Origin of the sequence: Hymenobacter lucidus, assembly GCF_020447265.1 — a bacterium.
GTDB lineage: Bacteria > Bacteroidota > Bacteroidia > Cytophagales > Hymenobacteraceae > Hymenobacter > Hymenobacter lucidus.
The window spans coordinates 583,973-598,513 of record NZ_JAJADR010000003.1; the positions used below are offsets into that span (position 1 = coordinate 583,973).

11 protein-coding genes are annotated in these 14,541 nt (G+C 58.9%); 9 read left to right on the plus strand and 2 right to left on the minus strand.

Going from position 1 to position 14,541, the window contains the following annotated elements; all coding sequences use genetic code 11:
• Positions 1-252: 252 nt before the first annotated feature.
• Both LGH74_RS13765 and LGH74_RS13770 read left to right on the plus strand, forming a co-directional pair.
• Positions 253-1,251, plus strand: coding sequence for a DUF2157 domain-containing protein (locus tag LGH74_RS13765; RefSeq protein ID WP_226176555.1), 999 nt, complete (start codon positions 253-255; stop codon positions 1,249-1,251).
• Positions 1,232-2,455 (plus strand): hypothetical protein, encoded by a 1,224-nt coding sequence (locus LGH74_RS13770; protein ID WP_226176556.1) that lies wholly within the window; start codon positions 1,232-1,234, stop codon positions 2,453-2,455. The genes LGH74_RS13765 and LGH74_RS13770 overlap by 20 nt, the downstream gene beginning before the upstream one ends.
• A gap of 207 nt (positions 2,456-2,662) precedes the next feature.
• Here the strand turns inward: LGH74_RS13770 and LGH74_RS13775 are convergent, their stop codons facing one another.
• Entirely contained in the window at positions 2,663-4,009 is a 1,347-nt protein-coding gene (locus LGH74_RS13775; RefSeq protein ID WP_226176557.1) for a type IX secretion system plug protein, read from the minus strand.
• A gap of 337 nt (positions 4,010-4,346) precedes the next feature.
• Here LGH74_RS13775 and LGH74_RS13780 point away from each other — a divergent pair, with 337 nt between their 5' ends.
• From LGH74_RS13780 to LGH74_RS13800, 5 genes are all read left to right on the plus strand, one after another.
• Entirely contained in the window at positions 4,347-4,841 is a 495-nt protein-coding gene (locus LGH74_RS13780; protein ID WP_226176558.1) for a nuclear transport factor 2 family protein, read from the plus strand.
• Between the two features lie 400 nt (positions 4,842-5,241).
• Complete coding sequence (locus LGH74_RS13785) at positions 5,242-6,912, plus strand: alkaline phosphatase PhoX (protein WP_226176560.1); 1,671 nt, start codon at positions 5,242-5,244, stop codon at positions 6,910-6,912.
• Between the two features lie 3 nt (positions 6,913-6,915).
• Positions 6,916-7,842, plus strand: coding sequence for a leucine-rich repeat domain-containing protein (locus tag LGH74_RS25115; RefSeq protein WP_226176562.1), 927 nt, complete (start codon positions 6,916-6,918; stop codon positions 7,840-7,842).
• Positions 7,839-9,656, plus strand: a complete 1,818-nt coding sequence (locus LGH74_RS13795) for a cytochrome c peroxidase (RefSeq protein WP_226176563.1) — start codon at positions 7,839-7,841, stop codon at positions 9,654-9,656. The genes LGH74_RS25115 and LGH74_RS13795 overlap by 4 nt, the downstream gene beginning before the upstream one ends.
• Positions 9,657-9,851: 195 nt before the next feature.
• Positions 9,852-10,835, plus strand: coding sequence for a hypothetical protein (locus tag LGH74_RS13800; RefSeq protein WP_226176565.1), 984 nt, complete (start codon positions 9,852-9,854; stop codon positions 10,833-10,835).
• 81 nt (positions 10,836-10,916) lie between these two features.
• Here the strand turns inward: LGH74_RS13800 and LGH74_RS13805 are convergent, their stop codons facing one another.
• On the minus strand, positions 10,917-12,845 hold the full coding sequence (locus tag LGH74_RS13805; protein WP_226176566.1) for an ABC-F family ATP-binding cassette domain-containing protein: 1,929 nt from the start codon (positions 12,843-12,845) through the stop codon (positions 10,917-10,919).
• Between the two features lie 58 nt (positions 12,846-12,903).
• Between LGH74_RS13805 and LGH74_RS13810 the strand changes: the two genes are divergently transcribed.
• Complete coding sequence (locus LGH74_RS13810) at positions 12,904-13,611, plus strand: hypothetical protein (RefSeq protein WP_226176567.1); 708 nt, start codon at positions 12,904-12,906, stop codon at positions 13,609-13,611.
• Between the two features lie 143 nt (positions 13,612-13,754).
• Positions 13,755-14,462, plus strand: coding sequence for a GAF domain-containing protein (locus LGH74_RS13815; RefSeq protein WP_226176568.1), 708 nt, complete (start codon positions 13,755-13,757; stop codon positions 14,460-14,462).
• Positions 14,463-14,541 lie beyond the last annotated feature (79 nt).

A 14,541-nucleotide genomic window follows, 5' to 3' on the forward strand; every position in this document is an offset into this window, starting at 1 on the left:
AACAGAAAAAGAAGGTACGCCAATTGTGGAGTAGATTTTGAAAATAAAAAGAATAGGTACTCCATATTTGGCGTACCTATTACTAATAGAAAGAGAAGGCACGCCAACAGGGATGTATAGCCGTGCCCCTAGGCTACGCCGATCTTCGGTTCGCGTCTCTACATCGTTCTGACGCTGCAAGCGTAGGAAAAGCCCTATGTTTACCCCGGGGCCCAACGAACGGCCCCGCTTTTATTCGTCACCCTGTTCTTTATGACCGATAAAATCCTGGCGTCTTTGCGGGCCCTCCACCTGATTTCCGCTGAGCAGGACGCCGCCATTGCCACCTACGAGCGGGAAAAGCCCTTTTCGCTGTATTACGAGCTGCGCACCTTCCTTTCGCTGGGCGTCACACTGCTGAGCACCGGCCTAGGCCTGCTCATCTACCAGAACATCGACAGCATCGGCCACGGCGCAATTGTGACTGTTATTGCGTTGCTCTCGGCGGCCGGGTTTGGCTATGCCTACACCCGGCGGCAGCCTTTCAGCTGGCTGGAAAACCCCAAAGCCTCTACCAGCGCCGACTACGCCCTGCTGCTGGCCTGCCTCACGTTTCTGACGCTGGTAGGCTACCTGCAATACCAGTACAACTTCTTCGGCACGCGCTACGGGCTGCTGGTAGTGGTGCCCACGGTGGTGTTTTTCCTGTGTGCCTACCGCTTCGACCACCGGGGCGTGCTTTCCATGGCTATTACCGGTCTGGCGGCCTGGGTGGGCGTGTCCATTGCGCCGCTGTCGGCCTTCACCAGTAACGACTACGCCCTGCCCCACCTCGACTGGGTGGCCATTGTGCTGGGAGTGGCGCTGGCCGCCGTGGGGCTGGCCTCGGAGTATTATGACCGCAAAAAGCACTTCGGCTACACTTACCTGCTGCTGGGCAGCAACCTGGCCCTGATAGCGGCCACCAGCGCCATGTTTCGCAGCAGCTACTCGGAGGCCGGCTTTATGCCGCCGGTGCTGGCGGCCCTGCTCATTGTTGTGCTGAGTGCGGGCCTCTACTGGTATGCCCTGCGCACCCACTCCTACGTGTTTCTGCTGCTGGGCGCGCTCTACGGTTACATGGCCGTTACCTACCTATTTTTCCAGTTGTCCGACGATAGAGATTGGGATGTGCTGGGCTTCATCTACTTCCCCTTGTCCACGGTGGGCGTGGTGATACTGCTGCTGAACGTGAAAAAAATTCTGGGAATCCATGAGAACAAAGGCGTATAGCGAAGAAGGCATCTTCAACCTGGAGGTGCAGCACACGGCGCAGCGCTGGGGCAAAACCAAGCTGCTGACGGCTGAGCAGGTAGCGGCCATTGTACAGGCCTTTCCCAGCGAGTTTTACCGCCGCCACCTGTTCATCAAGATTGCCCTGTTCATCTTCACCTGGTTTGCCGTCTCGGCCGCGTCGAGTCTGGTGTTTCTGGCCGTATTCGAAAGCGGCAGCGGCAGCGGCCACGACTTTGAGGAGCGGCTCCTGCTGGGCTGCCTGCTGTGCGGCACCCTGGCCATTGTGTTGCTCGAGCAGCTGATTATCAAAAATCACCTCTACCGCTCCGGCGTCGACAACGCGCTGCTGTATATGGCCATGGGGTATTTCCTGGTCGTGCTGGGGTGCTGGTACAGCATCACGCTATCCGACTCCTTCGACCCGGAAATGCTGCTAGAGCGGGGGCTGCTCTGGTGGATGCTGCTGCCGGTGCTGGCGGTGCTGCTGGTGGGCGTGGTGCGCTACGCCGACCCGTTTCTGGGCGCGCTGAGCTTTCTGCTGTACCTGGGAATCGTGGTGGCGCTGCTGCTGCCCTCGGGCCTGGGTCAGGCCCTGCTACCGTTTGGGCTGATGCTGGCCTCGGCCCTGGCCTACCTGCTCGTGCGCCTGCTGGCCCGCCGCCCCGACTACCTCTACTACCGCACCTGCCTGCGCACGGTGAAAGTGCTGGCCCTGGCCTTCTTCTACCTGGCCGGCAACTATATGGTGGTGCGCGAAGTCAACGCCCTGCTGCACGGGCTGAATGTGTCGGTGCAGATCAGCTACGCGCCGCTGTTTTACCTGTTTACCGTGGGCATTCCGCTGGCTTACATCACGCTGGGCCTGCGCCGCCACGACCGGATCTTGCTGCACATGGGCCTGCTCACGCTGGGCTTTTCCATCTTCACCTACCGCTTCTACCGCTCGGTACTGCCCCCGGAAGTAGCCCTCACGCTGGCTGGCATCATCCTGATTCTACTCTCCGGGGTATTGCTGCGCTACCTGCGCCCCGCCAAGCACGGCCTCACCGCCGAGCCCGCCGACAACCCCGAATTCAGCGTGCTGGATCTGGAATCGGTGGTCATGGCGCACGTCAGCGAAGCAGGCATGAAAGTACCGGAGCGCGGCTTCGAATTTGGCGGCGGCACCTCCGGCGGCGGCGGCGCCGAGGGGCGGTATTGAAGTGAAGTTGTGAGTTTAAAAACGTGTCATTGCGAGGCAGAGCCGAAGCAATCCGTCCTTTGAAACGTACTGAGCTGCCTTTTACCAGAAAGCCCTTTATCGAACCAACGATAAAGGGCTTTCTGGTAAAAGAACGTTTGTCACCAGCAGAGGACGGATTGCTTCGCAAGCTCGCAATGACACTTTGCACAACTTCACCATCTCACCTCAAGGCCGGCGGCTATTTACATCGATGCTCTGGTAGCCAATGAGCAGGTCGGCGCGGGTACCGGGTGGGCGGTAGTAGACCAGCAGGTCGTACTGGTTTTCGGTTTCCTGGTGGCTGCCTTCGAAGTACACGTTATCCACGGCGCCGGTAGGTTTGCCCACTACGTAATAGTAGTTGTAGTAGCCCTGCTTAAGCAACGCGGTGCCGGTGTACTGCTGCTGCTCCGCGTTGTAGGTGAGCTTGAACTCGTCCTTGAGCTGCCAGTCGGTGAGGGCGCCGAAGACGTAGACCGGGCCGGGCGCGGCCGACGGGGCCCGCAGCTGGAAGGTGGTGCTGGCGTAGTCGCCGTTGGTAGCACCGTTGCCGTACTCGCGGCTTTCAAAGAGGCGCTGCCCGTTGATGTCGTCGAACTGGGAGTAGCTCTGGCCGCTGCGGGTGGCTTCGGGGCTGAGCAGCACGGCCCGGGGCGAAGCGTTGGGGTCCAGCTCGGCCATGCCCGCGCCCAGCACGCGCAAGGAGCGCATGTCAAAGTAGCGAAACTCACTGCTGGCCGGGAAGGCGTTTTCGAAGTTGAAGTACTGGTAGTCGAGCCGACGCTCGGCGTCGCGCACGAAGGTGGGACGCAGGTTGGTTTTGGCGTTGTCCCAGCGGAAGTTCTGGCGCAGCATCACCTTCACTTCCTGGCTGGGGTTTACGAGCTGCATGCCGCCGTAGCCAATCGAGAAGTCGATCTGCTGCATGGTGTAGCGCTGCTCGCCGCCCACCGGAATACCCTGCTTGATGGCCACTTCCACGCTGTTTTCATACACCAGCAGCCGGCGCGACACCACGGGCGTGCCCCCGGCGCTTTGCACCAGCAGCAGGTAGTTGCCGCTGAGCTTCACCCGCGGCACCTGCAGGCGGTAGTGGTAGTAGGGCACCTTCACGTTCACGCCGGTGCGGTAGTCGGTGATGAGAAACTCGTTGATTTCGCTCAGAAACTGCATATCCGTCAGCACCGAGGGCTTCCAGTCTACGTCGCAGTGGATGAGCTTGGCGGTCAGGCGCTGGGAGTTGGTGCCCAGAATATCGAACTCCAGCACAATGGGCTGCTGCTGACTGATGGGCACCACCGGCGGCTGAAATATTTCCGTGTTCTGGCCCGTACTCACGTAGCACTGCACCGAGCGCACGTCGGGGCTGTAGGTGTAGTCCTGGTAGCGCAGGGCTTTATCGGCGTAGTATTCCGAGGGGCGCTGCGGGCTTTGGCCGCCCCGCGGGGCGTTGGCATCGGTGATGGGCGTACCGAGCGGTACGCAGGCCGTGGCCAGTAAGAGCAGGGGGGCAAGGCAGGAAGAGCGGGGCATAGGGGCGAAGGTAGCGCGAACTTTCAGTTTGAGGAAGTAGTACGGCCCCAACGCCCCGCGGGGCGGTGCTATTGCGGCCCGCATACTCAGTATTTGCCGGGCCATGCCAGCAGAAAGACCACCGAAATCTGTACTCAAGTAGCTCAACGTACCCGCGTTGCCTCTAGCCCTGGTGACTTTGATTTTGGGAAGACCAGGTAACGCAATCCTACCTATATTAGCTCACGTTACGCTACCAAATAGCGTACTATGGACAGATTGCCGCTACTTCCAGTATCGTTGAGTAGCGGCAACCCAAAATATTGCTTACAAGCGACGCAAAACCTTAAAAAACCATATGAAAAGAATAAGAACTGCTATTGTTTATATAACCTTGGTGTGTATCACTGCTGCTTGCTCTACTTCGCGAAAAAGCAGTAGTGAAGTAACAGAATCATACAAGCCAGCATCGAAAGAATTATATAAAACTATTTATCACATGGACAGCGTATTATTTGACGCATTCAACAACCGAAACCTTGAAATACAGAAAATGGTGTTTGCAACCAACCTTGAGTTTTATCATGACAATGGAGGTTTAACAAACTACAATCAGGTAATTGAAAATACCCGTCGGCTTTTTGACCAAAACAATGGGTTGAGAAGAACCCTTATACCCGGAAGTCTTCAGGTATATCCTATCAAAGACTATGGAGCCATTGAAATAGGTATTCACCGGTTTTGTCATCCGGAAAACGGAAAGGATGATTGCGGAACATTTAAATTCATTCACATCTGGCAGAAAAGACCTGATGGGTGGAAACTAACAAGAGTGATTAGCTACGACCATTAAACTTATTGGAATTTGTGTACGATTAGAAATATACCAGCAGCCAGCAGTGCATTGGAAATACAGCGGGGTAATGAATAAACACTGGGCTATAAATTACTAATCAGCTTTTGTTCCAGTGTAACTCAATTCTATTGAGCTACAAAAAATCAATGAACCCCTGTGCATTTATTCAGCATTGGCCCGGGCTAAACGAATAGTACACGCCGCCACATAGCTAATACCTTTCCGTTGCCCTCGTGCTACCTCCTGTTGTTTCCGATGCCTTACCAGCAACACAGCGGATATGGCACGAGGTAACACCAGCATCACAACTCCTTTATACAGCCTTAACCCAGCGGTAAACCAGACACAACAGTGCGTTTCGTACTTGCGGCGCAATTCAACCCCTCACCAAGCCCCTATGAAACACACTCCTACCCTACTGACCGCCGCCCTGTTGGCCGGCGGCGCGGCCCGCGCCCAAACCACCTGCCCCACTCTACCCCTCGACCACATCGGCCGCTTCACCTCGGTGCTGCCCTCCACCCAGCCTCAGGAGCTGCGCCTGCCTTCCACCCACACCTTCCAGATGCTGGTGCAGGGCGGCGCGGCCTACTCCACGCCTGCCGACGGCAACGTCAAGGAAGCCTTCGACTTTACGGGCTACGTGCCCATCAACGGTAGCAGTGCCAACGGGTATCTGTCCATCAACCACGAAGGCTCGTCGGCGGCTACTTCGGGCGTGAGTATGCTGGATTTGAGCTTCAACGCTACTACCAAGCTGTGGAGCGTGACAAGCAAAAACCCGGTGAACTTCGGTCCGGTGGTGGGCACGTTCAACAACTGCTCGGGCGGCACCACGCCCTGGAATACGGTGGTTACCTGCGAGGAAAACGCCCCCACTGCCCCCACCGACAGCAACGGCGACGGGTATATGGACTTCGGCTGGAACGTGGAAATTGACCCGGCCACCCGCACCGTGAAAGATCAGGACGGCAACGGCACCCCCGACAAGCTCTGGCGCCTGGGCCGCTTCAAGCACGAAAACATCGTGGTAGCCGCCGACCGGCGCACTGTGTACGAGGGCGCCGACGAAGGCTCGGCCAACAGCTTCGTATATAAGTACGTGGCTACTACGCCCGGGCAGCTCGCCAACGGCACACTCTACGCCCTCAAGCTCGATGGTGCTATTGGCACGGCTACTACCGGCACCTGGCTGCCGGTGCCCAACACCACGCCGGCCGAGTGCAACAACACGGCCGCTGCGGCCCTGGCCCTGGGCGCTACCAGCTTCAACGGCGTGGAAGACATCGAAATCAGCCCCGTTACCGGCCAGATCTACTTCACGGCCAAAGGTCCCGGTACCACCTACCGCTTCACCGACGCGGGCACGAGCGTCAGCAGCTTCGGTATTTTCGTGGGCAACTCGCCCGGCGTCACCAACCAGGCCTACACCATCAACTACGGCAGCGGCTCGGTGGCCGAAGCCTGGGGCACCGGCAACGACAACCTGACCTTCGACTCGCAGGGCAACCTCTACGTGCTGCAGGACGGTGGCCGCAACCACGTGTGGGTAATTCGCCCCTGCCACACCCAGGCCAACCCGGCCGTGGAGCTGTTTGCCGTGACGCCCAACGGCTGCGAGCCCACTGGCATGACCTTCTCGCCCGACGAGAAATTCATGTTCATCTCCATCCAGAGCCCCGATCCGACCAACACCATGGCTACTATTGACGCGGCCGGCCAGTCGGTGGTTTTCAATAAGTCGACGGCACTGGTTATCAGCCGCAAAGGCGTATTGGGCACCACTTTGGCCACGGCCAAAAGCCAGACCGAGCTAGCCCAGGCCGACGTGTATCCGAACCCGGCGGCCGGCTCCGAGCTGACCGTGGCCCTAACCAGCAGCCGCAAAGAAGCCGCCACGCTGCAGGTGTTCAACAGCCTGGGGGCCCGCGTGCTGGAGCAAACCGCCGTGCTGAACCAAGGGGTGAACAGCCTGCGGGTGCCGGTGGGCAAGCTGCGCGGCGGCCACTACACGCTGGTTATCAAAACGGCTACCACGTCCACTACCCGGCCGTTTATCAAGCAATAGTTCGTGCGCCTAAGTCACTCCATCGTTATTCTGATAAGTGTTGCCCTGCAGGCTCTGCGGGGCAACACTTGTTTGGCCCAGGCCCCACCCTGCGCCACACCGGCCGCCTTTACGCTGGCCGCCGCACTTAGCCAGCCCGGCTGCGTGCGGGAGCTGAACCTGCGCGGGCAGGGTCTGGAGCAGCTGCCCGCCAGCCTCGGCCAGTTGCACCGGCTGCGGCAGCTCTACGCCCACGAAAACCACCTGCTGCACCTGCCCGAAAGCCTCACGGCGCTGGATAGCCTACAGGTGCTGTTTGCCAACAAAAACGGCCTGCTGGATCTGCCGGCCACCATCGGCAATCTGCACCAGCTGCGGCAGCTCCAGATTGACCAGAACGCTCTGACGGAGCTGCCGCCCAGCATCGGCGGACTCGACAGCTTGCGGTTTTTGCTCAGTGCCTGGAACCAGTTCACCTCCTTGCCCGAGCAGCTGGGCCAGCTCACCCGCCTCGAATACTTCGACGGCTCTCATAACCAGCTGCTGTTTCTGCCCGAAGCCGTGAGCCAGTTGCGCCACCTGCGCTACGTGTACCTGAACGACAACAAGCTGCAGCGGCTGCCCGGGCAGCTGGCCACCCTGACGCGGCTGGAAGAGCTGAACCTGAGCAATAACCAGCTGGAGGAACTGCCCATCAGCCTGGGTGGCTGCCAGGCGTTAAAGGTGCTGATTCTTTCCGGCAATCAGCTCCGGGCCCTGCCCGCCAGTCTGGGTAAACTGCAGAATCTGGAAATGCTCATTGCCAATGACAACCAGCTCACGGCCCTGCCCCGCTCCTTGGGCAAGCTTCACCGGCTGAAAACCATCATCGTGAAAGGCAACGCCTTCAACGCAGCGGCCCGCCGCCGCGCCCAGGCCCAACTGCCCCACGCCACCTTCTACTTCCAATGAGCCTGCCCTCTTTTGCCCGCTGTGCCCGGCCGCTGCTGCTGGGGCTGGCGGGGCTGCTGTTTTCGTTTGCCGTGCTGCACAAAACGCCCACCGAGCAGGTACAAAGCTATTACGCGCTCCATCTGCGCCAGCTCCACACCCAGCTCGCCCGGTTGCAGGATCTTGCCAGCCAGGCCGACACAACGGCAATACAGGCGCAGTTCGCCGCCTGCCGCACCGAGTACAAGCACCTTGAATTCGCCGTGGAATACTACTACCCGCACGCGGCCCAGCGCCTCAACGGGGCCAATCTGCCCGAAACCGAGGCCGGGGAGCCGGGCCAGGTTATTCTGCCCACGGGCTTTCAGGTGCTGGAGGAATACGTGTATGCCCCCGGCTCGCCTACTAGCGCCACCCGCGACCAGCTGCGTCAGGAAACCGACAACCTGCTGGCCGAAGTGCGCCACCTGGAGCAGCAGGTGCCGCTGTTGGCTTTCTCCGAGGCCGAAGTATTCGACGCCCTGCGCCTGAACCTCTACCGCCTGGCTGCCAAGGGCCTATCGGGCTTCGACTCGCCCGTAGCCCACGCCTCACTACCCGAGGCGGCCGTCACGCTGCAGGCTACCCGGGAAGTACTGGCCATGTTTGCAGTACCTAAGCAAGTGCTGCTGGCGCTGGGGCGTGGCGAGGCCGCCGTGGCCGCGCCCTATCAAACCTTCGACAGCTTCGACCGGGCCCGGTTTCTGGGGCGGCATTTCAATCCGACTTTGGCGGCCCTGCGCCAGGCTCAGCAGCAGCTTGGGGTTCCTTTTGTGGCAGCCCGCCGCGCCGTGCGGCCCGAAGCAGCCAGCTTCTTCGTGGCCGATGCCTTCGACCCCGGCTTTTTTGCCCCCGCTGATGTCGCCGCGCCTACCCCGGCCGTACTGGCCCTGGGCGAGGCCCTGTTTCGGGAGCCGCTGCTGTCGGGCCGCGCCGGGCGCTCCTGCATCAGCTGCCACCTGCCCGGCCGGGCCTACACCGATGGGCTGCGGGTAAACCGCTCGTTGCAGGCCGGTGCCGAGCTGGCGCGCAACACGCCCACGCTGCTCAACGCAGCCCTGCAGCCCGAGCAGTTTGCCGATGGCCGCGTGCATTTCCTCGAAGACCAGGTACACGCCGTCGTGTCGAATAAGGCTGAAATGGGCGGGCAGCTTGGCAATGCTTCGGCGCTACTGCGCCGCAAGCGGCCCTACGACCGGCTGTTTGCCCAAGCTTTTGCCGCCGAGACGCAGCCCATTACTGAGCGCAATATCCGCCGGGCTGTAGCGGCCTACGTGCGCAGCCTGGTGCGCCTCAACAGCCGCTTCGACCAGTACCTGCGCGGCGACTCGACAGTGTTGAGCGGGCAGGAAATTCAGGGCTTCAACCTGTTTATGGGCAAGGCGCAGTGCGGCACTTGTCACTACCTGCCTCTGTTCAATGGCAGCGTACCACCCCTCTACGACAAGGCCGAAAGTGAAGTGCTGGGCACTCCCGCCACCGCCGACACACTGCACCCCACGCTGGATACCGACCAGGGCAAGTTCGGACTCTACGGCATTGCCCATCAGCGCCACGCCTTCAAAACGCCTACTGTGCGCAACGCGGCCCTTACCGCACCTTATATGCACAATGGTGTGTATCAGACCCTGGAGCAGGTGCTGGATTTCTACAACCGCGGCGGCGGTACCGGCCTGGGCCTTGCCGTGCCCACCCAAACCCTGGCTTCTGACCGCCTGCACCTGACCAGCGCGGAGCAGCAGGCCGTTATTGCCTTTATCAGGGCGCTGAATGACGCTCCGGAAACGGCCTACTAACGTCGGAGCCTGCTCGAAAAAGCCGAATGTCCGTGGTTGGGCCTGTTGTCCGGCGTCCCTTTGGTTAACTGTAGCGCGCCATGTATTAAAGACAACGGGAAGATTAATGGCACTTTATAAAATAATTCCAATATTAATTTGTCATATTTTTATCTATTTTAGGCTATACTTTCACCTTTATCATCCGCTTGTGCTATGAGAAAAACTATGACGCCCACCCTCTGGACTTGTGCGCTGCTGCTGGCCGCCGGCACTGCCTCTGCCCAGGACAACGTGAGTACTGTGCAACAGATCGGCGACGGCAACTCGGCCCTGATTACGCAGCCGGGCAGCCGCAACAGCTCTGCCGGCACCCAAACCGGCGACGGCAACGCGCTGACCGTAAACCAGGGCGGCTCGCTGCATACCGCCAGCGCGGTGCAAACCGGCAACCGCAACACCATTACGCAGGATCAGCAGGGCGCCAATAGCAGGATGGAAGCCACCCAACTCGGCAACCGCAACGACATCAGCCAGAAGCAAAGCATCGGCCCTGTTAACGACGAAAAGGCCCGGCAAACCGGGAATCGAAACTTGATAACCCAGGAACAAATTGGTTCGGGCCACAAAGCGGAAGCCACCCAGACCGGCAACGACAACGTGGCCGACCAGCTACAGCAGGGCCGGGTGAATGAAGGCCTTGTGTTGCAGGTAGGCGACCAGAACGAGGCCAGCCAGTTGCAGCAGGGTTTGGGCAACCAGGCCAGTATTACGTCCCTCGGCAACCGCAACACCTCCACACAAACCCAGGGCGGCACCAATGAAGCCAACGGCCTGCAGGTAGGCAATGCCAACCGCCTCACCCAGAGCCAGCAAGGCTCCCTCAACGAAGCCAATGCCACGCAGCTCGGCAACCGCAACGTGGCCCGGCAGCGGCAGGACGAAGGAAATCCTAGTTTCAACCTCGCTACCATTGAGCAGGAGGGCAACGATAACCGCGCTATTCAGAATCAGGGTGGCACCCTGGCGGCGCAGAACACGGCCTATATCGACCAAGATGGCAACGACCATGAAGCCCGGCAGCAGCAAACCGGTATTCTCAACTCGGCCCAGACTTACCAGGGCAGCTCCGGGCAGTACAGCAGCACCATGCAGGACGGCATGAATAACACCGTAGTAGTGAAACAGAACCACCCATAGCCTATTGGCACCAATCGAAAAGCCCCGCCGCAACCCGAAATCGGGCCGTGGCGGGGCTTTTATGTTGCTAAGCGGGCAGGCTTACTTCTCTAGTTGCTCGGCTTTTTCGGCCAGCTTTTCCCACTGCTCGTTGGTGCGGTTGAGCTCTTTCTTCACTTGCTCAAACTTCATCGTCGCGTCTTTCAGCTGGGCGGTGTTGTTGTAGATGTTGGGGTCGGCCAGCTGCTTTTCGTACACGGCCAATTCCTTTTCTAGGGTCGTCACCTTGCCTTCCACCTCCTTCAACTCCTTGTTCACCTTCTTCAGCTCGTGCTGGTTGGCTTCGCGCTCGGAGTTGGAAACTGGCTTTTTCTCTTCCTTCACCGGCTTCGGAGCCGATGGCGAGGCCAGGCCGGCCTTCTTGGCGGCCTTTTCCCGGTCTTCCTGCCACTGCTCGTACTCGGCGTAGGTGCCGGGGTACTCTTTCAACTGATAATCCTCGATGTACCAGATCTTGTTGGCCACGTTTTCCACGAAAAACCGGTCGTGACTAATCACGATGTAGGTGCCTTCGTACTGGTCCAGGGCCTGAATCAGGATGTTGACCGACTGCATGTCCAGGTGGTTGGTCGGTTCGTCGAGCAGCAGAAAGTTGGCTTCCGAAATCAGGGTTTTAGCCAGCGCTACGCGGCTTTTCTCACCGCCGCTTAGCACCTTGATTTTCTTGTAGACCTCGTCGCCGGTGAACAGGAACGAGCCCAGCACCGAGCGCAGCTCCATTTCGGAACGCTTCGAGCCGGCCTCTACCATTTCCTGCAGAATTTCGTTGTCGATACGCAGGCTTTCGAGCTGGTGCTGGGCATAAAACGCCATGATGACGTTGTGGCCCAGTTGGTGGTTGCCGTTGGTAGGCGCTTCCTGGCCCGCCACGAGGCGCATCAGCGTCGATTTGCCCTTGCCGTTGGCCCCGATGAGCGCAATTTTGTCGCCCCGCTCGATGTGCACGTGCGTGTCGCGGAAGATGATTTTCTCCCCGTATTTCTTGCCCACGTGCTCCATGCGCAGAATGTGGCGGCCGGGCGTAACGGTGAAGTTGAACTTGATGTTCACCTTCGCGTCGTCGGCGGCTACGTCCTCGATGCGCTCCAGCTTATCCAGCGCCTTTACCCGGCTCTGGGCCTGCTTGGCTTTCGAAGCCTTGGCCTTAAACCGCTCAATAAACCGCTCGGCCTGCTTGATCTGGGCCTGCTGGTTTTCGAAAGCGCCCTTCTGAATAGCGTTGCGCTCCTCCTTTTCCTCGATGTAGAACGAGTAGTTACCAGCGTAGGGCACCAGCTTGCCGCCGGTTACTTCCACGGTGGTGTTGGTGGTGCGGTCCAGAAATTCCCGGTCGTGACTCACGATAATGACCGCGCCTTCGTAGCCGGCCAGGTAGTTCTCAATCCACTTGATAGAGGGCAAGTCCAGGTGGTTGGTCGGTTCGTCGAGCAGCAGCAGCGAGGGTTGCTGGAGCAGGATTTTGGCCAGCATCACGCGCATGCGCCAGCCGCCCGAAAACAGCTTCAGCGGCTTCTGCAGCTCCTCGGTGGTAAAGCCTAGACCTTCCAGAATTTCCTCGGCGCGGGCCTGCATGGTGTAGCCGCCTAGGGCCTCGAAGCGGTCCTGCAGCGCGGCCAGCTTGTCCACGAGGTCGTCGGTGTAGTCGGTTTCGAACTGCAGCAGTACCTCGTCAATTTTCTTCTGCACGTCGAGGGCCTCGGCAAAGGCCTGCATGGCCACAATCAGGATGGGCTCGTGCGAGTCGTAGCTAAGCAAATCCTGGTTGAGAAAGCCCAGGCTCACTTCCTTGCTCATGGAGATGCTGCCGCCGTCGGGCTTGTATTCGCCCACCAGAATGCGCAGCAGCGTGGATTTGCCCCGGCCATTGAGCCCGATGAGGCCAATCTTATCCTTGGGCTTGATGTGGAGGCTGGCCTTGTCGTAGAGGGTACGCGAGCCGAAATGAAAATCGAGGTCAGTAATGGAAATCATCCTACTTTGCGGGCTATGAAGCCGCAAAGGTACGGGTTTCTGCGCGCTACTATATCGTATGAGTTTACAATCAGTTACTATAACTGACCAGGTTGATTGGCTGGCAACGCCAACGCTTGGTCCCGACTCGTCTCTGCGGGAGGCTTTACCGCGTGGTTTTGCCGCTTACCTCAAAATTCTTACGCCGCTGGGCATTGATCGGCGCATTCCGCTGGCCGACTATTCTTTTTCAACCCAGTCAATTGAAGCGTTGAATAACCGGGTGAACTTCTGGAATACCTACCAGATTGTGGGCGGCCGCCCCGCACCCGAGAATCTGACGCCCATCAGCTACCGGGAAATAGCCGCCAGCCTCGACGTGGCCTACGATGCTTCATTCGATGTCGGAGCTATCAGGCACCAGTATAATGGCCATTGGCCGCCAAATCTGGGTTACAACGACGTGTTGGAAGCAGCTTTCATTCAGGAATTAGTGGCCGCATTAGGCGCTAGCACGCCAACCTATTTTTACGGTTCGCTTGATGATGGCAACTACCGCTTTACCACCGGCAACGACTTGACTGACTGGCTGGAACTGGGCGTAGTAGCTGATTTGGGACCTGTTTTCCAACGCGACCTGGACTATCCTAGCTACGCATTTGCCGCCGACCACTCCTGGTGCCTGCGGCATCCGGAAGATGCCGGCTGGTTGCTGTTGGGCTGCTCGGAGAGTGTGCGAAACGTCTTGCATGCCCAGCCGAGCCTCGAATTCTTTGACCTTGCATAAAGCCATTATGGGTGCAATCAGCCGTAGTGACGCTGAAACCGACCTTGGCAAAACCTTCATCTGCAAAATATTCAACAAATACTATTCATCTCTTTATATTTCTATCCGTACAAACACCTATTGCTTTCTACGTGCTTACCACAATGCCCCTTTCGCAGGCTTCTCTTATTCCCGGCAACGAAGAAGACCGCCTGTTGGCCCTCAGCCGCTATCAAATTGTGGGCACGGCTCCCGAAAGCCTGTTTGATGAAATGACTACTCTGACGGCCAAGCTGTTCGGGGCCCGCATTGCGCTGATTTCCCTGGTGGCCGACGATAGTGTGTGGTTTAAGGCCAACTTTGGTTTACCGGGTGCCACCAGCGTGAAACGCGTCGAAAGCCTGTGCTCGGTGGCTATCCTGCACAACGAAGCCACCGTGTTTGAGGACCTCCGCCAACGCCCTTGCGCCCTCATTGAGCCCCAGGTAATGCAGGCGCTGCACATGAACTTTTACGCGGCCCAGCCGCTGCAAACGCCCGACGGCTTCAACATCGGTGCCCTCTGCGTTATCGACCACGGCGCCCGGGCCTTCTCGGCCGATGAGCAGCAGTTGCTAAAGCAACTGGCTGCTACTGTGATGCTACTACTGGAGTTGCGGCGGGTGGGCGTCACGCTACTGGCTGCCGTCGGACAGCCCTACCCCACGATTCCTGCCTTGATCCACAGCCTGACGCTACTGGCCGAAATAGGCAGTAGTGGTACGGCAATAGACGTGAACGGCAGCCCCGTCGACAGCCCGGCCATCTATAAGGAGGCCGGACATCTCACGGAGCTGCTCAACCACACGATTATGGCCATACTGGCCGATTAAACGACGCCAACACTTTCTTCTTTCTCTGGCTTCCGTATTCTTCAGCATAACGGCCGCTGATTTTTATCCCGCTGGGTAC

Excerpts from the sequence above, each read along its gene's own strand:
- LGH74_RS13800 (WP_226176565.1), top strand. The coding sequence starts at position 9,852 with ATGAGAAAAACTATGACGCCCACCCTCTGGACTTGTGCGCTGCTGCTG.
- LGH74_RS13810 (WP_226176567.1), top strand. The coding sequence starts at position 12,904 with ATGAGTTTACAATCAGTTACTATAACTGACCAGGTTGATTGGCTGGCA.
- LGH74_RS13775 (WP_226176557.1), bottom strand. The coding sequence starts at position 4,009 with ATGCCCCGCTCTTCCTGCCTTGCCCCCCTGCTCTTACTGGCCACGGCC.
- LGH74_RS13785 (WP_226176560.1), top strand. The coding sequence starts at position 5,242 with ATGAAACACACTCCTACCCTACTGACCGCCGCCCTGTTGGCCGGCGGC.
- LGH74_RS13770 (WP_226176556.1), top strand. The coding sequence starts at position 1,232 with ATGAGAACAAAGGCGTATAGCGAAGAAGGCATCTTCAACCTGGAGGTG.
- LGH74_RS13765 (WP_226176555.1), top strand. The coding sequence starts at position 253 with ATGACCGATAAAATCCTGGCGTCTTTGCGGGCCCTCCACCTGATTTCC.
- LGH74_RS13815 (WP_226176568.1), top strand. The coding sequence starts at position 13,755 with ATGCCCCTTTCGCAGGCTTCTCTTATTCCCGGCAACGAAGAAGACCGC.
- LGH74_RS13795 (WP_226176563.1), top strand. The coding sequence starts at position 7,839 with ATGAGCCTGCCCTCTTTTGCCCGCTGTGCCCGGCCGCTGCTGCTGGGG.
- LGH74_RS13805 (WP_226176566.1), bottom strand. The coding sequence starts at position 12,845 with ATGATTTCCATTACTGACCTCGATTTTCATTTCGGCTCGCGTACCCTC.
- LGH74_RS13780 (WP_226176558.1), top strand. The coding sequence starts at position 4,347 with ATGAAAAGAATAAGAACTGCTATTGTTTATATAACCTTGGTGTGTATC.